Origin of the sequence: Klenkia taihuensis, from assembly GCF_900112525.1 — a bacterium.
GTDB lineage: Bacteria > Actinomycetota > Actinomycetes > Mycobacteriales > Geodermatophilaceae > Klenkia > Klenkia taihuensis.
Genome location: NZ_FOMD01000002.1, coordinates 110638 through 127390 on the forward strand (window position 1 = coordinate 110638; position 16753 = coordinate 127390).

Consider the following 16753-nt stretch of genomic DNA (forward strand, 5'->3'; position numbering starts at 1 on the left):
CCCGCCGGGCGGCCCGGGGCGCCGGTCACCCGAGCCGCTCGGCCACGGCCAGGCCCTGCACCACCTGGTCGGCCAGGGAAGCCAGGCCCGTCCCGAGCAGCGCCCCGGTGGGGACGACCCCCAGCCCGCGCAGCTCCTCCCGGCCGGCCCGGTCCGCCTCGACGGAGGCCGCCGTCGGGACCCCGAGGGCGCCGGGGGCACGGAGCAGGCGGAGCACCTGGACGTCGGGGTGGCCGTCCCCGCCCGCCCCGAGGGCGGCCGGGGCGAGGCCGAGCACCCGGACCAGGTCGGCGACCAGCCGCCGCCCCAGGTCGTCGCCCGCGTCGGCCACGACCCGGCCGGCCGCCCCCGTCTCGACGGTGACCCGGTGCCAGGCCGGGTCCCGGCCGGCCTGCGCGTCCTGGTCGGTCACCCGGTGCGCGACCGACCGCCCGTCGGCCAGCAGCACGCACCCCGCGGGGTCGGTGACGGCCCCGGCGCGGACGCGGCAGCTGAGCACGCCGATGTCCACCGCGGGGCCCCGGGGCGCCGGCCGGAGGCCGAGCAGCTCCCGGGCGCGGGGCACCGGGAGCCCGAGCACCGGTGCGGGGTGGAGCCAGACCCCGCCCGCGGTGCTCACCTCCCACCCCGCCGCCGTGCGGCGCAGGGGGCGCAGCGGCTGGTCCTCGACCACCACGCCACGGGCGACCAGCTCGTCGCGCAGGCCGGTGACGACCTCGCCGACCAGCCCCCCGGCCGTCGTCCAGAAGCGGTGCTCGACGACGCCCGTAGGTCGGCCACCGGCGGCCGCCGCCACCGTCGCGGGCCAGTACAGCGGCAGCCAGGCCGTCCGGTGGTACCGGGCGAGAAGCTGGTCGGACGCCGGCCCGAGGACGGCGGCGAGGAACGGTTCCACCAGCCGGCCGTGGACGTCGGGGCCGTGGTTGGCCAGCGACGCGCTGCGGTAGTCCAGCCCGTCGTAGGCCGGCGCGGTGGTCTTGCCCCGGGCGTGCCGGGGGTCGTCGACGGCCAGCAGCGGATCGGGCACCGCGGCACCGGCGAGGACGTCGAGCCGGTCGCTCATCAGGTGGTCCGCCGTCCGCCGTCCGTCGACGAGGACCTGCGGGGTCGGGGTGCGGCGCAGCTCCACCCGACCGGCCTGCCACCGGTCGACCAGGCCGGCGAACCGGGTCCAGTCGTAGCGGCGGTCCGGGTCGTACCCGGCCAGCGGCGGGGTGACCGGTCCCGCCTCCCCGGCACCGGGCCGCTCGAGGGTGACCATCCCGGTGTCGAAGGCCGTCCCGTCCACCCGCAGACCGCCGAAGTGGCCCCCCACCGGCCGACCGTCGGTGAGCAGCACGACCTCCCGGCCGGCCGCGGCGAGCTCGCGGGCGGCCACCAGGGCGGCGAGGTTGGCCCCGACGAGGACCGCGTCAGGCATCGACCGGCTCGGCGTCCACCCAGATCTCGGAGCCGAGACCCGGCAGCTGCGCGGTCAGCCGGTCCAGGCCGTCGAGCAGCTCGGTGGTCAGGAAGCCGGTGTCGACCAGGTGCTGCATCTGCGCGTGGGTGAACGGCTTGACCAGCAGGCTGCCGCGCTCCCGCACGCGCAGGCCGCAGCGGCGCAGCTCGTCGTCGAGCCGCTCCTCGTCGTAGACGGTGCGCTGCTGCAGGAGCCGCTGGGTGGCCGACTCCTCGTCGGGGCTGGCGGCCAACCCCATGGCCACGGCCAGCAGCCGGTGCAGCGAGCGGGCGTTCGGCACGCTGACGTGCACCACGCCGCCGGGCGCGCACAGCTCGCGCGCGGCGCCCAGCAGGCGCACGGGGTCGGGGACCTCGTGCAGCAGGCCGCTGACCACGACCAGGTCGAACCGGCCCCCCACCTGCCCCGGGCCGACGTCCTCCAGCAACGCCGGCACGACGAGGACGTCCGGCCGTCCCGCCGCCTGCTCCCTCGCGCGCGCCGCGAAGGCCTCCGTCGGCTCGACGACCACGTGCTCCCGGCCGGGCAGGTCGAGGAAGAGCGGCAGCTCCGCGCAGCCGACCTCCAGCAGCCGGGCCGGGTCGTGCGCCCGCACCCGCGAGAGCACCAGGCGTCGGCGGTACGCCGCCTGCAACGGCTCGAAGGGCAGCTTGCGGTACTGCTCGCCGTAGTCGGCCAGGTCCCGGTCCCGCGGGTCGGGGGCGCGCGCGTCCATCAGAACCTCACCTCGAAGACCTTCCGGGTGCCGGGCACGGCACCCACGCTGCGCTTGAAGGCGAGCAGTCCGGTGTTGGGGGTGCCGTCCTTCTCGCTGGAGGGGCCCAGGTCCAGCAACCGCACACCCGCGGTGACCGACCGGGTGACCAGCAGGTGGGCGAGCAGGTCCATCGGCGACCGGGGCAGGTCGTGCTCGGCGTCGCCCCACGCCACCAGGAGGTCCACGTCGTCCAGCACCCGGTAGACCACGGCCGCGGCGACCGGCTGCGAGTCGACGTGCAGCAGCAGCAGGCGCACCCGGTCGGGGAACTGCGCCGCGACCCGGCCGAGGTAGTCGCGGCCCAGCCCGGGGGGCCGTCCGTGGGCGGCGCGGTTGGCGTCCAGGAGCCGGTGCAGCACGGTCAGGTCCGCGCCACCGGTGACCTCGCGCAGCTCCCAGTCGCCCTGCAGGGCCGCGCGCACGACCGGGCGCTTGCGGGCGAGCAGCGAGAAGGCGTCCCGCTCGCCCCGCAGCAACGGGACCAGGTCCACGTGCTGGTTGACGTCGCAGTGCACCACCGCGAACCCGCGGTTGAGCAGGACGTACTCCAGCAGCGGTTCCGCGGCCGAGTAGACCGGCGGCCTGGCCTGGATGCGCACCCCGCGCAGGCCGTCCGCGCGGGCCGCCGCGAGCGCGCCGTCGACCAGGTCGAGCACGTCCTCGACGGGCGGGTCGTCGCGGACCAGGTCCGGCCCGCCGAACGGTGCGCTCCACCCCGACCGCACCACCCCGTCGACGACGACCCCCGGCAGCACGCCGGTCACCCGGTCACCCCGCCGGTGCACGTAGCCCCACCGGTCGGGGGCGGGGACACCGTTGAGGTCGTGGAAGGCGTCCGAGCCGAAGAGCAGGCCGCCGCCCAGGTACGTCCCGGCCACCCGGTCACCTCCGCTCGCGCCCGCCCGCCGTCCGGTGCTGGGTCCACCCCATCCTCGCGGCTGCCGATGACTACCCGCGTGACCATCCTCGACCGGCGCGCCCTGGGCCCCGGCCGCCGGGCCGTGGACTGGAACCCGACCCCGGTCGGGAACGGCGCCGGCTGCCGGCTGGTCCCGCTGCCGAAGATCGCCGACCCGCGGGGCAACCTGACCTTCCTCGAGGGGCGGTCGCAGGTGCCCTTCGACGTGGCCCGCGTCTACTGGCTCTACGACGTCCCCGGCGGGGAGTCCCGCGGCGGCCACGCGCATCGCGAGCTCGAGCAGGTCATCATCGCCGTCGCCGGGAGCTTCGACGTGGTCGTCGACGACGGCGCCGAGACCGCCCGCTTCCACCTCAACCGGTCCTACACCGGGCTCTACCTGCCCCGGCTGACCTGGCGCGAGCTCGGCAACTTCTCCTCCGGCAGCGTCTGCCTGGTCATGGCGTCCCTCCCCTACTCCGAGGACGACTACTACCGGGACTACGACGGGTTCCTGGCTGCCCGCGCCGCCGAGGCCGCCGGGTGACCTCCCTGCTCAGGACCGGGCCCACCGTGCCCTTCCTGGACCTGCGGGCCCAGCACACCGAGCTGCGGGCCGACCTCGACGCGGCCGCCCTGCGGGTGCTGCACTCCGACCGGTTGGTCCTCGGCCCCGAGGTCGAGGGCTTCGAGCACGCCTGGGCCGCCACCGCCGGGGCGCGGCACGCGGTCGGCGTGGCCAGCGGCCTGGACGCACTGACCCTGGCCCTGCGCGCCGTCGGGGTCGGCCCCGGGGACGAGGTGGTCGTGCCGGCGCACACGTTCGTCGCCACCTGGCTGTCGGTCGTGCACGTCGGTGCCGTCCCCGTCCCCGTCGACGCGGACCCCGTCAGCGGGGCGTGGGACCCGGCCGCCGTCGAGGCGGCGGTGACCCCCCGGACGACCGCGCTGGTCCCGGTGCACCTGTACGGCCACCCGCTGGACCTCGACCCGCTGCTGGCCGTGGCCGGCCGGCACGGCCTGGCGGTCGTCGACGACGCAGCGCAGGCGCACGGCGCGCGCGTCGGCCGGCGGCCGGTCGGGTCGGGTGCGCGGGCGACGGCCTGGAGCTTCTACCCCGGCAAGAACCTCGGCGCGGTCGGCGACGGTGGTGCGGTCACCACCGACGACCCGCAGGTGGCCGGGCGCGTGCGGTCGCTGCGCAACTACGGGTCCACCACGAAGTACCGGCACGACGAGGTCGGCTGGAACAGCCGCCTCGACGAGCTGCAGGCCGCCCTCCTGACGGTCAAGCTGCGCCACCTCGAGGAGTGGAACGCCCGCCGGCGGTCCGTGGCCGCCCGCTACGACGCGGCCCTGGGCGGCCTGCCCGACCTGCTCCTGCCGGCCACCGCACCGGGCACCGAGCCGTCGTGGCACCTCTACGTGGTCCGCACCCCGCACCGGGACGCGCTGCAGGCCCACCTCACCGCCTGCGGGGTGGGGACCGTCGTGCACTACCCGGTCCCCCCGCACCGCCAGCCCGCCTTCGCCGGCACGGCGGCCGCGGCCGCCGACCTCCCCGGCGCGGACCGGTGGTCCGCGCAGGTCCTCAGCCTCCCGATGGGACCGCACCTGACCGCCGACCACCAGGACCACGTCCTCCGATCCGTGCAGGAGTTCCGCCCGTGACCACCCCGTCGGTCAGCGTCCTGGTGCCCACCTACAACGGCGAACGGTTCATCAAGGCGGCGGTCCGCTCGGCCCTCGCGCAGTCGCACCGCGACCTGGAGGTCGTGGTGGGCGACGACGCCTCCACCGACCGCACCCCCGAGGTGCTGGCCGAGCTGGCCGCCGCCGACGACCGCGTCCGGGTGGTCCGCCACCCGCGCAACGTCGGCGCCTTCGAGAACCCCCGGCTCCTGCTCTCGGTCGCGCGCGGGGAGTACGTCAAGTACCTGCTGCACGACGACGTGCTGGCCACCGACTGCGTCCGCGACATGGTCCGCGCCTTCGAGGCCGACCCGCGGATCAGCCTGGCCTTCTCGCACCGGACGGTGATCGGGGAGGACGGCCGCCCCCTGGCCACCGGTCAGCCGGTCGCCCTGGCCGACCGGGTCACCACCTTCCCCGGCGCGGAGCTCGCCGACCGGGTGCTCACCACCGGTGCCAACCTCCTCGGCGAGCTGACCACGATCATGTTCCGACGGCAGGACGTCGAGCCCGCGGGTCTCTGGGCCGTCGACGGCCGCCGGATGACCATCCTGGGCGACGTCGCCCTCTGCCTGGACCTCCTGCGGCGCGGCGACGCGTGGTACTCCCCGCGTCCGCTGTCCCGCTTCCGGGTGCACCAGCAGCAACGCACCTGGGACACCCGGCTGTGGGCCGTCGGCGTCGCCGACTGGCCGCACCTGGTCGACTGGGCCGGCCGCGCCGGGCTGCTCACCGGTGACGGCGACCTGCGCCGCGCCTTCACCGTCGCCCTGCTCAACGTCGCCGCCCGCCTGCGCGACTCCCTCGACGGCGGCCTGCACCCGGTGATGCTGGACGCCGTCGAGCTGGCCACCCGCCGGCTGCGCGAGCTGGCGCTCGACCGCGACGCCCTCGACCTCCCGGACCCCGGTCCGCTGCACCAGCAGGCGGTGCCGGACGAATCCGTCGTCGCCGTGGCGGCCGGCACTCGGTAGCGTCACCCCCGATGAGCGCGACAGCAGACACCGAGGTAACCGGTCCGGCCACCCTGCGCTACCCGGGGGGTGAACTGGAGCTGCCGCTGCGTGCGGCGACCGAGGGGTCGCACGGGTACGACACGTCCAAGCTGCTGGCCACCACCGGCCAGGTCGCGCTGGACATCGGGTTCGTCAACACCGCGGCGTGCACGTCGGAGATCACCTACATCGACGGCGACGCCGGCATCCTGCGCTACCGCGGGTACCCGATCGACCAGCTGGCCGGCAAGGCCAGCTTCGTCGAGGTGTCCTACCTGCTCATCCACGGCGAGCTGCCCACCGCGGCCCAGCTCGAGGAGTTCGACAACAAGATCCGCCGGCACACGCTGCTGCACGAGGACCTCAAGCAGTTCTTCAAGGGGTTCCCCCGCGACGCGCACCCGATGCCGGTGCTCTCGTCGGCGGTCAGCGCGCTGTCGACCTTCTACCAGGACTCCCTCGACCCCTTCGACCACGCCCAGGTCGAGATGAGCACCTACCGGCTGCTGGCCAAGCTGCCGACGATCGCGGCCTACGCGTACAAGAAGTCCGTCGGCCAGCCGTTCCTCTACCCGGACAACTCGCTGGGCCTGGTGGAGAACTTCCTGCGGATGACCTTCGGCTTCCCGGCCGAGCCCTACGAGGCCGACCCCGAGCTGGTCAAGGCCCTCGACATGCTCTTCGTGCTGCACGCCGACCACGAGCAGAACTGCTCCACCTCGACGGTGCGCCTGGTCGGCTCCTCGCACGCCAACCTCTTCGCCTCGGTCTCGGCCGGCATCAACGCCCTGTTCGGCCCGCTGCACGGCGGTGCCAATCAGTCGGTGCTGGAGATGCTGGAGGGCATCCAGCGCGACGGCGGCGACATCGCCGCGTTCGTCAAGCGGGTCAAGGACAAGGAGCCCGGCGTCAAGCTGATGGGCTTCGGCCACCGGGTCTACAAGAACTACGACCCCCGCGCGGCGATCGTGAAGTCCACCGCCGACTCCGTGCTGGACAAGCTGGGCGGCAACAGCCAGCTGCTCGACCTGGCCCGCCAGCTCGAGGAGGTCGCGCTCACCGACGACTACTTCGTGCAGCGCAGGCTCTACCCGAACGTCGACTTCTACACCGGCCTGATCTACCGGGCGATGGGCTTCCCCACCCGCATGTTCACCGTGCTGTTCGCGCTGGGCCGGCTGCCCGGCTGGATCGCCCAGTGGCGGGAGATGATCCAGGACCCGACCACCAAGATCGGCCGCCCGCGTCAGGTCTACACCGGCCCCACCGCGCGCGACTTCGTGCCCCTCGACCAGCGCTGAGCCGTGCCCGACGGCGACCCCTTCCGGCTGCCGCCGGTCCCCCTCGCCTCGGGGGACCGGCTGGCGGACCCGGACGGGCGCACCGTCGTCGGCGTCGAGCTGGTGGTGACCACCGAGGACGGCGGCCGCACCCGGATCCCGCTGCGCGCCGAGCACGGCGCCTGGTGGGCACCGCGTCACCCGGAGGGGTGAGCGCACCACCCCGTCCGGGTCGGGCACCTCAACCGGTGGGGACGGCGTCCCGATGCCCTCGGTGGACACCGGTCGACCTCCGGCCCGCCACCGGCGCGGGCGCGACCCGGTGCCGGGGGGAGCACCGTGCCGCCGCGCTCCGCAGCGACCCTCCCCCGGGCCACCGCCCCGGCCGCCCGGCCGGCCCCGCGGACCCCGCAGGAGCTCGCCCGCGCGCGGGCGGTCGCCCGCCGTCGCGCCCTGGTCGCGCGCGCGGAGGCAGCCGCGGCGCGCAAGGCCGCCGCCCGGGCCCGCCGCCGGGCCGCCCTCACCCGCTGGACCCACCGCGCCGGGGCCGTCACCGGCGCCCTGCTCGTGGTCCTCGTGGGTGCCGTCGTGGTCTCCGGCGTGCAGCCGGCCACCCCCGCCGCGGCCTCGGCACCGCTGGACCTCGCCGCGCAGGCCACCCAGCTGCGTGAGCAGCTGACCGCCACCACCACCGACCTGCAGGCCGCCCGCGCCGGTGTCACGGCCGCCGCCACCGACCTGGCCACCGCGCAGGCCGACCTCGCCGCGGCGCAGGCCGCGCTGAGCACCGCGCGCGCCGCCGTCGGCACCGGCGCCGGCGCGCTCTACCGCGGCACGCCCGCCGACCGCGCCGTCGCCGCCGGCTTCCCCGCCGGCACCGACCTCGCGGTCGCCGGCTCGGTGGCCGTGGTCGCCGAGCGCGCCGCCCAGCAGCTGGCCGGGCTGACCCGCACCGCCCAGGACGCCGAGGCCGCCGTCGCGCACGCGCAGCGCCGGGTGGGCGCGGCGCAGGCCGTCCTCGACGACGCGCACGGCCGGATCACCGCCGTCACCGACGCCGCCCGCGCCCGGGCCGAGCAGCAGCCCGCCGTGGTCACCGCCGCGCTCGCCGGCCTGCCCGCCGCACCCACGTCGTCCGAGCAGCAGGCGACCGACGACGCCGCCCGCACCGCCTGGCAGGCGCGGCTGAACGCCCTGTCCGCCGCGGGCATCACCCTGCCCACCGCCGCCCAGCTGCGTGCCGGCGACCTGCCCGGCGGTCTCAGCCCGGCCCGCGACGCCGCCGGCGCGCCGATCGCCGGTGCCGCCGTCGGCGTGGTGGACGGCGCCGTGGTGCCCGTCCCGTCGGCGGAGGCCGCCGCCGCCGTCAGCTTCGCCTTCGCCCAGCTGGGCACGCCCTACTCCCCCGGCGGCAGCACCCCCGCCGGCATGGACTGCGGCGGGCTGACCGCCGCCGTGTGGACCTCCGCCGGGACCGCCCTGGGCACCGGCCTGGTCGACCAGTGGTCCGCCGGCACGGTCGTCCCGGCCGGGCAGCTGGAAGCCGGGGACCTCGTCTTCGGCATCGACCCGCTGCTGGGGCTGGACGACGTCGGCGTCTACGTCGGCGACGGCCAGGTGGTCACCGCCTCGGCCCGGCAGGCGCAGGTGGTCGTCGCCGGGCTGCCCGAGGGCGCCACCGCCGTCCGCACGTCGCTGCCCGTCGACGTGCCCAACGCCGCACCTCCCGGGACCGGGTCCCTCGTGGCCACCTGCGGCGCACTGCCCGCGGCGGCCACCGTCGCCGGCGCCCCGGTCGACCCCGCCTGGGGCGGGTGGTCCAACGGCCGCATCCCGGCCTCGACGCTGTGCCCGATCGGTGGCGGGCAGCTGCTGCGCTGCGACGCGGCCGCGGCCTACACCGCGCTGGACCGGGCCTTCCAGCAGGCCTTCGGCACCCCGCTGTGCATCACCGACTCCTACCGGTCCTACGCCGCGCAGCTGGACGCGCACGTCCGCAAGCCGCGGATCACCGCGGTGCCCGGCACGTCCCACCACGGGTGGGGCCTGGCCGTGGACCTGTGCGGCGGGGTGAACGTGTTCGGCACCCCTCAGCACGACTGGATGGTCGCCTACGCCGGCCACCTGGGCTGGGTGCACCCGGACTGGGCGCAGGCCGGCGGCAGCAACCCGGAGCCGTGGCACTGGGAGTTCGGCCACCTGGCCGACTGACCAGTGCGACGGGGCCGAGCCCGGGGATCAGGCCCAGGGGAGGTCGGCGAGCTCCCGCCAGGGCAGCACGACGCAGGGCTCGACGCCCTCGCCGGCCAGCCGCGCGGCGACACCGCGGGGTGCCCAGGCGACGGGCCGGCCGGGGGTGACGACGACGCTGCCGTCGGCCAGCAACAGGCCGAGCTCGGCGGACCGGGCGACGACCTGCTCGGGTGCCGCGAGGGCGGCGGTGGCCAGCAGGGGCGCGTCGGCGTCCAGCAGCAGCACCGGTCCCTCGACCGAGCAGCGGACGACGACGTCGGCCGCGCGGGCGCGGGCGGCGTCGCGGACGGCGAGCACGTCGAGGGCGCTGGTGAACGGGTGCGGCGTCCAGCCGACGAGCCGGTCCCCGCGGGCCACGGCGACCTGCCAGGCGAGGTCGTCGCCGGCGGGGCCGGCCCACGCGAGGACGGCGACACCGCGGCGGGCGGCCTCGGCGTCGGTCACCGGCCGCCGGTCCAGGTGCTCGAGCAGGGCCCGGTCCAGGCCGGCGGGTCCGAGGTCGGCGCCGGTAGATGACAGCTCCTCCGCCAGGTCGGCGAGGTCGACGCGCCAGACGCGCTCGTCCTCCTCGACCAGCAGGGCCGGGTGGCGGACGTCGTCCTCGACCTGCAGGCGCAGGCCGCGTGCGCCGGTGGCGCACAGCCGGGTGGTCGCGGCGACCAGGTCGTCGAGGTCGCAGGTGCGGCGGTCCAGGCGGGTCAGCAGGCGCAGCGGTGCGCCGAGGGCGGGCACGCCCGGGAGGTCAGAGGGAGCGGCCACCGGTGAGCGCGGCGCGCACCGGGGGCGTGAGCTCGGGCAGGCTGAGGGCGCAGGCCAGCTCCATGGCCGAGAGCCGGACCGGGAGCGTGTCGGGGTCCCAGCCGGTGACCAGGCGGACCCGGGCGGCCGAGGAGGGCCAGACCACGTCGCGGGCGCGGGCCACGTGCAGCTCGGTGAGCACGTCCACCAGGCGGTCGGCGGTGGTGGCGGGCAGGTCCGCGCGGGTCAGCGCGGCCTCGATGCTGGCGGCGAGCGCGTCCCGATCTGCGGCCGACAACCAGTGCGGCACGAGGACCACCCGGGTCGACTGCTCGTAGACCATCGACATCGTCGACACGCTCCCCTTGCGCTCCAGGACGGTCCCGTACGGCTCTCCCGTCCCACTGACCTCATCTATCGGCAGGAGAGCGCACTCATCCATCCGAGTCAGCCGGCCAGTTCGAGCAGGCGGTCCTTGAGCACGCGCTCGGCGCGGTCCGCGTGCACGTTCATGTTGCGCACGGAGGTGCCGAGGTCGGCCGAGAGCTGCGTCTTGGTCTGCCCACCCCAGGTGGTGAGGTACCAGGTCACCCAGCCGAGCACGTTCGGCTGGCCGGCGCGCTGGTCGGGGCGGGCGGTCACGTCGGGCGCGCAGGCCGCGGTGAGGGCGTGCGAGAGCAGCGTCTGCTCGGCCTCGCCGAGGATCTCGTCGGGGGCCTGCGCGGTGTCGGGCAGCAGGTGGTCGGCGCCGTCGGGGACGCCGTCCAGCGACTGGAGGTTGCGCAGCCCGTTGAGGGTCGCGACCGACTGGGCGTTCTTGCGCAGCACGGCCACGCTCTGCCCCAGCAGGTCGGCCAGCTCGCGCTCGGTCGGGCGCCGCTGGTGCTCGGCGATGAAGGCGGCGACGGCCTTCTGCTGCTTGTTCTCCGTGTCGGTGGCGGTGCGCCCGAAGGCGGCCCGGCCCAGGTCGTGCACCCACTTGGACAGCTGGGTGGCCAGGAAGGCGCCGAAGGGCACCCCCTTGGTCTCGTCGTACTGCGCGACGGCCTTGAGCACCCACTCGCTGACCTGCTGCACGACGTCGTCGTTGTCCGGGATGTGCAGCCGGATCGTGCTCATGTTCCGCTGCAGCCGCTTGAGGCTGACCGGCCCGTAGTGCCGGCACAGGTCGGCGAGGAACTGCGGCGGCAGGTCGCGGGGCGCCCTCCGCCGCACCCCGGTCTCGGCGCGCAGGCCGATCGTGCGGTAGCCCTGGACGGCGCACCAGTTCTTCACCAGCGCCGACAACGCCGCCGCCTGGCCGGCGTCGCCGTCGACCCGGTACAGGCCCTCGCCCTCGTCGAGGGTGACGGTGACGCCCGCGGGCAGCGCCGCGCGGAACTCGCCCATCGGCAGCTCGCGCTCGGTGCGGAAGTGCACCCGGTCGCGCAGCGTGATGGGCGTGCTGGCCCAGGCCTCGTCCTCGGTGATGCCCCCGAAGACGAGGGGGGCGGTGGACCTGCGTGGCGGCTCGGACACCGGGTGACTCCTGTCGTCGGGTCGGATCTCGGGGGAAGACGGCCCGCCGACGAGGAGCCGGCGGGCCGCGGGATCGCGTCTCGGTCGAGGACGAGCTGCGAGGTGGTGCTGGGACGTGCGGGGTTCGCGCTCAGGCGCTGACGGCGCCGAGCACCTCGGACTGCCAGACCGGCTCCGCGGTCAGCGGCCGGTCACCGGCGCGCAGGAACGGCGCGACGACCGCGCTCTCCTCGGCGGTGGGCTCGGTCGCGTAGACCGGCATGTGGTCGTAGAGGACCGTGAAGAGGTCCGAGACGAAGCCGTAGGCGGCCTGCGCGGCCGGGCTGAAGCGGGCGACCTCCAGCCGCGGGCCGAGGTCGACGGCGACGGTGATGCGCAGGACGCGGTCGTCCTTGCTCAGGCCGGCGAGGCTGACCGGGACGCCGGCGTGCTCGGTGGCGAGCTGCGCCAGCGCGGTCAGGCACTTGCGCGCGGCCGCCCGGCGGGGGCGCAGCTGCACGTGCACGACGAGGTGGTCGGTCTCGTCGCGGTCGGCGTCGGCCGGTGCCGCGAGCAGGACGGGACCCGTCGAGGTCGAGCCGGTCATCCGGTCGAGGTCGACGCCGTCGGTGGTGTCGGTCGCGCTGTGTCGCATCCTGGTTGCCCCCTGTCACGTGCTTGGGGAGAAGGATTGCGCACCGGGGGGTCGGAGTTGAGCCGAAACGAGGTTCGTGTCGCCCAACTACGGACGGATTCGTGGGCAGATCATGCCGAGGAACGGGCCGCCGTGTCGCTCGTCGCGGCGACCGCCTGTGTGCCAGCTGCGGACGCCCTGGTCCCACCCAGCGCGGCGGTCAGCGCACCGACCGCGTCGGCTGCCACGCGCGCGGCCAGCCGGCGGGCTGCGGCGATCTGCTCGTAGACCTCCTCGCGGTGGATGGACACCTCGCGGGGGGCCTTGAAGCCGAGCCGGACGGTGTTGCCGCGGACCTCGACGACGTGCACCTCGATGTCGTCGCCGATGCGGATGGTCTCGCCGATCGTGCGGGTGAGCGTGAGCACCAGTACCCCTCCGTGGGTGTCGGTGGATGCGGCGGCGTCCTGCCGTCGCGGGTCGTGGACCCGCCATCATGATCGGCAGTCGCGCAACCCGACACGCACCGGCCGTGGTGCGGGTGGGGTGCGCGTGCCCGGTGGGTCAGCGGATGAAGTCCACCAGCGAGGTCTGCACGGACTGCGAGCTGACCGCCAGTGCCGCCTCGTAGGAGTTCTGCCTGATCTTGAGCTCGAGGTAGGCCTTGCCGGTGTCGATGCTCTCGACGTCCCCGAGCTGGGAGCTGAGCGAGAGCGCGACGTCGGCGTTGACCGCCTTGACCGTGTCGACCCGGTTCACCCGGACGCCGACCTCGGTGCGCGCCGCGGTCAGCCGACCCAGGGCTGCGTCGATGTCCCCGATCGAGGCGGTGAGGTCACCCGTCGGCGTCGCCGTCATCTCGCCCGCGATGCGCTGCACGAGGGCGAACACGTCGTCCCCGGCCGGACCGAAGGCGGTCGGCCCGTCGACGTCGGTGCGCACCGTCTCGGTCGGGGACACCCGCACGTCGAGGGCCACCCCGGTGCGGCCGGTGAAGGCACCGGTCGTCGGGTCGTAGGCCTGCGAGCCCGAGGTCGCCCCGCCGAAGACGGGGCGACCGTCGACGGTGCGGTTGGCCATCGACAGCAGGCCGTCGCGCAGGCCGGACACCTCGATCGACAGCGCCTTGAGCGCGTCGGGGCTCTGCGCGCCGGTGTTGGCGGCCTGCGTGGTCAGGTCGCGGACCCGCCGCAGCAGGTCGCCCATGGTGGCCAGTGCACCGTCCGCGGCGGCCAGCGTGGTGCCCGCCTGCGAGATGTTGGCCGTGTACTGGTCGTTGGCGGCGAGGTCGGTGCGCGTGCGCATCGCCGTGGACGTGCCGCTGGGGTTGTCCGAGGGCTTGGTGATCGCCCGACCGGACGAGATCTGGTCGTTGAGCAGGGAGATCGCCGACAGGTTGGCGCCCATGTTGCGGATGTTGTTGTCCGCCAGGGTGCGCTGGGTGATGCGCATCAGGTCACCTTCCGACCAGTCCGGTCTTGTTGATCAGGACGTCGAGCATCTCGTCGAGGGCGGTCACCACACGGGCGGCCGCGGCGTAGGACTGCTTGAAGACCAGGAGGTTGGTCATCTCCTCGTCGAGGGAGACCCCGCTGACCGACAACCGCGCCTGGTCGACCTGGCCCAGCACCGTGCTGGCGGTGGTCGCCGCGCCGGCCGCGCCGCGCGAGGCGATGCCCAGCGCGGTGATCATCTGCCGGTAGGTGGCGTCAGGGCCGGCCGCGGCCTTGCCGAGCTGGGCGACCTGGTCCGCCAGCGCCCCGTCGGCCGAGGCGTCGGTCCCGGCCGGCGGGTTCGCCGCAGCGGCCAGCTCGGCCGGGTCCGTGATGACCACGGTGATGTCGCGGGCCGAGCTGCCGCCGTAGAGCGCCGTGCCCGGCGCGCCGGCCTTGTCGTACCCCGTGGCCAGGACGGCGTTGACGCCGGTCACGGCCAGGGCGACCTGGTCCAGCTGCGCCTGGTAGGAGGGCAGGACGGTGTTCATCGCGTCGAGCTGGCCGCCCACGGTGCCGCCGGGCTGCAGGACGGAGCCGCCGGGCGCGACGGCCAGCCGCACCGGGGCGGTCGCCATGGTCAGGGGGTCGGTCCCGCCGGTCAGGGCGAGCTTCGACGCGCCGGTGCCGCTGACCAGCACGTTGCCGTCCACGACGACGTCCACCATGCCGTTGTCGCCCTCGACCCCGGTCGCACCCAGGGTCTTCGACAGCAGGGCCACCAGACCGTCCCGCTGGTCCTGGAGCTCGTTGGCCGGGTTCCCGTTGCCCTGGGAGTCCTGGATGGTCCGGTTCAGCTGCGCGATCTGGGCGAGCGTGGCGTTGGCCTCGTCGACCAGGTCCGTGGCCTCGAGCCGGGTGTTCGACCACTGGGCGTCGACGGCCGCGCTGGCCGTGCGCAGGCCCTTGGCCAGCGCGTCGGCCGACGAGAGCACGGCGATCCGCGACGAGGTGTCGGTGGGCCGGGTGGACAGCTGGCTCCAGGCGGCCGAGGTCTTGGTCAGCAGGCTCTGGATGCCGGTGTCCCCGGGCTCGCCGAAGGAGGTCTCCAGCTGGCTGTAGGTGGCCGCCGTGGCCGCGGCCTGGCTGGCCAGCCCGGCCTGCTGCTGGGCGCGGCGCTCGAGGAACGCGTCGCGCACGCGGATGACCTTCTCGGCGCTGACGCCGTTGCCGGGGCTGTCCTCGCGGGACTGCAGGCCGTAGGCCGAGTGGCTGGCCAGCGACTGCATCTCCACCCGCTGGCGGGTGTAGCCGACGGTGTTGGCGTTGGCGACGTTCTGGCCGGTGACGTCGATGGCGCGCTGCTGGGCGGCCAGCGCCCGGGAGGCGACGTTGAGGGAGGAGAAGCCGCTCACAGCGCGCCGTCCAGGCTGACCGAGCGCGAGGCGCCGGCCTGGGTGCGACCGGTGGCCGAGTAGGTGCGCGGCTGGTCCGGGCGCACGCTCAGCAGCGCCTCGTCGATGGCGGCCAGGCCGCTGGCGATCAGCTCGCGGTTGGCGTCGGAGAGCCCGCGCAGCTCGCTGACCAGCACCAGCAGCGTCTCGTGGTGCTTGACGAGCAGCTCGTCCCAGGGGGCGCCGGCCGCCTCGGCGAGGGTGCGCAGCGAGGGGTTGGCCGGCAGGCCGAGCTGGGAGGCGATGGTCTCGGCGACGGCGGCCCGCTCGACCTCCAGGGTGCGCAGCTGGTCGAGGACGACCTCGATCTCGTGCGCGATGCGCGGCAGCCAGCGGTTCTTGCCCGAGACGATGAGGTACTGCTTCTCCTCCGCCTTGAACAGCAGCAGGTCCAGGAGCTCCTGCTCGCGCCAGAGCAGGGTCGACAGGTGCTGGAAGTCCACCGTGGCTCCTCTCGTCGTCGGTCCGGTGCAGTCGTCCCGGCGACGTCGCCGCCCACCGGTCTCGGGGGCTGTCTTCGGCACATCCCGACGACGGTCAAGCCGAGTGCTCAAGTTCGGTGCTGGAGTTGCCGAGGGGGGTCAGATGTGACTCGTGGGACGCCGAGATAGGGGTCGTGAACCCGTCTCGCCCGTCGCCTCCCCAGGCGGGCCCGCCCCGGGCGTCCCGGACGCCGTCGACCTCGCCGGTCGACGCGCTCGTGACCCAGCACCTCGCGCTCGCCCAGTACGCGGTGAACGCGGTGGCCGCCCGGATCTCGCTGCCCGCGCACGTCAGCCGGGAGGACCTCCTCTCCTGCGCCCAGGTCGCCCTCGTGGAGGTGGCCCGCCGGTTCGACGCCGGCGCCGGCGCCACCTTCGCCACCTACGCCCTCCCCCGGTTGCAGGGGGCCGTGCTCGACGAGCTGCGCTCGGGCGACTGGGCCAGCCGGTCGGTGCGTGCCGCCGCCCGCCGGTCCGACGCCGCCGCCGACGCGCTCGCCGCCCGGCTGGGCCGCCCGCCCACGCGGGCCGAGCTGGCCGCCGAGCTCGAGGTCTCCCCCACCGAGCTGTCGGCCCTGCAGGTCGACGTGCACCGCGCGGTCATGGTGAGCATCGACGCCACGACCAACGACGACGGCGGCACGTTCGACGTCCCGGCACCCGGCGACACCCCCGAGCGGGCCGTGGTCAAGCGCGAGCGGGCCCGTCACCTGCACGAGGCGATGGCCGCGCTGCCCGACCGGCTCGGCGAGGTGGTCGAGCGGAGTTTCTTCGGTGATGAATCCCTGACCGACATCGCGGTCGACCTCGGGGTGACCCTCTCGCGGGTCTCGCAGATGCGTGCGCGGGCCCTGGTGCTGCTGCACGCCGCGATGAGCGAGGCCTGGGAGGAGCGACCGGTGGTGGCGGCCGGGGGCGTGCGGGCCCGGACCCAGCAGGCCGGCTACGTCGCCCAGGTGCTCGAGCGGACGGCCGACCGCCGGCCGGTGGCCTCGCGGGCGCTGTACCCCCCGCCCCCGCGCACCCCCGCGGCGGTCCGCCGGGCCTTCGGCCAGCCGGCCTGACCCGACCGGGTGCACCGGCGGAATTCCTCGCCGGTTCGGCTCAAGTCCGCCCCCCCAGCAGCCGTAGACACACCCGTACGACCCGCAGCACGGATGCAGCGGGACAACCCAGCA

General features: G+C 75.3%; 18 protein-coding genes. 7 read left to right on the forward strand and 11 right to left on the reverse strand.

Features of this window, described 5'->3' with window-relative positions; translation table 11 throughout:
• Positions 1 to 25 precede the first annotated feature (25 nt).
• The 3 genes from BM158_RS22030 to BM158_RS08415 are packed head-to-tail and all read right to left on the reverse strand — an operon-like array spanning position 26 to position 3097.
• Positions 26 to 1420, reverse strand: coding sequence for an NAD(P)-binding protein (locus BM158_RS22030; protein WP_091556672.1), 1395 nt, complete (start codon positions 1418 to 1420; stop codon positions 26 to 28).
• Positions 1413 to 2177, reverse strand: a complete 765-nt coding sequence (locus BM158_RS08410; RefSeq protein ID WP_091556674.1) for a class I SAM-dependent methyltransferase — start codon at positions 2175 to 2177, stop codon at positions 1413 to 1415. Before BM158_RS08410 ends, BM158_RS22030 begins: the two co-directional genes overlap by 8 nt.
• On the reverse strand, positions 2177 to 3097 hold the full coding sequence (locus BM158_RS08415; protein ID WP_091556676.1) for a GNAT family N-acetyltransferase: 921 nt from the start codon (positions 3095 to 3097) through the stop codon (positions 2177 to 2179). Before BM158_RS08415 ends, BM158_RS08410 begins: the two co-directional genes overlap by 1 nt.
• A gap of 78 nt (positions 3098 to 3175) precedes the next feature.
• Between BM158_RS08415 and BM158_RS08420 the strand changes: the two genes are divergently transcribed.
• The 6 genes from BM158_RS08420 to BM158_RS22680 all read left to right on the forward strand — a co-directional run bounded on the left by BM158_RS08420 (position 3176) and on the right by BM158_RS22680 (position 9295).
• A complete protein-coding gene (locus BM158_RS08420) occupies positions 3176 to 3664 on the forward strand; it encodes a sugar 3,4-ketoisomerase (protein ID WP_229827892.1) in 489 nt (162 codons plus the stop codon).
• The gene (locus BM158_RS08425; RefSeq protein ID WP_278247565.1) at positions 3661 to 4788 is read left to right on the forward strand and encodes a DegT/DnrJ/EryC1/StrS family aminotransferase; all 1128 of its coding nucleotides are present in this window, start codon (positions 3661 to 3663) and stop codon (positions 4786 to 4788) included. The genes BM158_RS08420 and BM158_RS08425 overlap by 4 nt, the downstream gene beginning before the upstream one ends.
• Positions 4785 to 5783: a glycosyltransferase family 2 protein gene (locus BM158_RS08430; protein WP_165628870.1), complete on the forward strand. Its 999-nt coding sequence runs from the start codon at positions 4785 to 4787 to the stop codon at positions 5781 to 5783. The genes BM158_RS08425 and BM158_RS08430 overlap by 4 nt, the downstream gene beginning before the upstream one ends.
• An 11-nt stretch (positions 5784 to 5794) precedes the next feature.
• Positions 5795 to 7105, forward strand: coding sequence for a citrate synthase (locus BM158_RS08435; protein ID WP_091556682.1), 1311 nt, complete (start codon positions 5795 to 5797; stop codon positions 7103 to 7105).
• A gap of 3 nt (positions 7106 to 7108) precedes the next feature.
• Positions 7109 to 7297, forward strand: coding sequence for a hypothetical protein (locus BM158_RS08440; RefSeq protein ID WP_091556684.1), 189 nt, complete (start codon positions 7109 to 7111; stop codon positions 7295 to 7297).
• Positions 7298 to 7423: 126 nt separating this feature from the next.
• On the forward strand, positions 7424 to 9295 hold the full coding sequence (locus BM158_RS22680; protein WP_091556685.1) for an NlpC/P60 family protein: 1872 nt from the start codon (positions 7424 to 7426) through the stop codon (positions 9293 to 9295).
• A 27-nt stretch (positions 9296 to 9322) separates the two neighbouring features.
• Here the strand turns inward: BM158_RS22680 and BM158_RS08450 are convergent, their stop codons facing one another.
• The 8 genes from BM158_RS08450 to BM158_RS08485 all read right to left on the reverse strand — a co-directional run bounded on the left by BM158_RS08450 (position 9323) and on the right by BM158_RS08485 (position 15536).
• The gene (locus BM158_RS08450) at positions 9323 to 10069 is read right to left on the reverse strand and encodes a hypothetical protein (protein ID WP_091556688.1); all 747 of its coding nucleotides are present in this window, start codon (positions 10067 to 10069) and stop codon (positions 9323 to 9325) included.
• Between the two features lie 10 nt (positions 10070 to 10079).
• Entirely contained in the window at positions 10080 to 10424 is a 345-nt protein-coding gene (locus BM158_RS08455; RefSeq protein ID WP_091556690.1) for a hypothetical protein, read from the reverse strand.
• Positions 10425 to 10522: 98 nt separating this feature from the next.
• Positions 10523 to 11593 (reverse strand): sigma-70 family RNA polymerase sigma factor, encoded by a 1071-nt coding sequence (locus BM158_RS08460; RefSeq protein WP_229827893.1) that lies wholly within the window; start codon positions 11591 to 11593, stop codon positions 10523 to 10525.
• A 130-nt stretch (positions 11594 to 11723) separates the two neighbouring features.
• Positions 11724 to 12227 carry a hypothetical protein gene (locus tag BM158_RS08465; protein ID WP_191328764.1) on the reverse strand — a complete coding sequence of 168 codons (504 nt, stop codon included), beginning with the start codon at positions 12225 to 12227 and terminating at the stop codon, positions 11724 to 11726.
• A gap of 110 nt (positions 12228 to 12337) precedes the next feature.
• Complete coding sequence (gene csrA, locus BM158_RS22955) at positions 12338 to 12634, reverse strand: carbon storage regulator CsrA (protein ID WP_091556694.1); 297 nt, start codon at positions 12632 to 12634, stop codon at positions 12338 to 12340.
• 136 nt (positions 12635 to 12770) lie between these two features.
• Positions 12771 to 13658: a flagellar hook-associated protein FlgL gene (flgL, locus tag BM158_RS08475; protein ID WP_091556696.1), complete on the reverse strand. Its 888-nt coding sequence runs from the start codon at positions 13656 to 13658 to the stop codon at positions 12771 to 12773.
• Between the two features lie 4 nt (positions 13659 to 13662).
• Positions 13663 to 15054, reverse strand: coding sequence for a flagellar hook-associated protein FlgK (gene flgK, locus BM158_RS08480; RefSeq protein WP_091556698.1), 1392 nt, complete (start codon positions 15052 to 15054; stop codon positions 13663 to 13665).
• Positions 15051 to 15536 carry a flagellar protein FlgN gene (locus BM158_RS08485; protein ID WP_091556700.1) on the reverse strand — a complete coding sequence of 162 codons (486 nt, stop codon included), beginning with the start codon at positions 15534 to 15536 and terminating at the stop codon, positions 15051 to 15053. Before BM158_RS08485 ends, flgK begins: the two co-directional genes overlap by 4 nt.
• Positions 15537 to 15793: 257 nt before the next feature.
• Here BM158_RS08485 and BM158_RS08490 point away from each other — a divergent pair, with 257 nt between their 5' ends.
• On the forward strand, positions 15794 to 16639 hold the full coding sequence (locus tag BM158_RS08490; RefSeq protein ID WP_229827894.1) for a sigma-70 family RNA polymerase sigma factor: 846 nt from the start codon (positions 15794 to 15796) through the stop codon (positions 16637 to 16639).
• Positions 16640 to 16753: the final 114 nt, after the last annotated feature.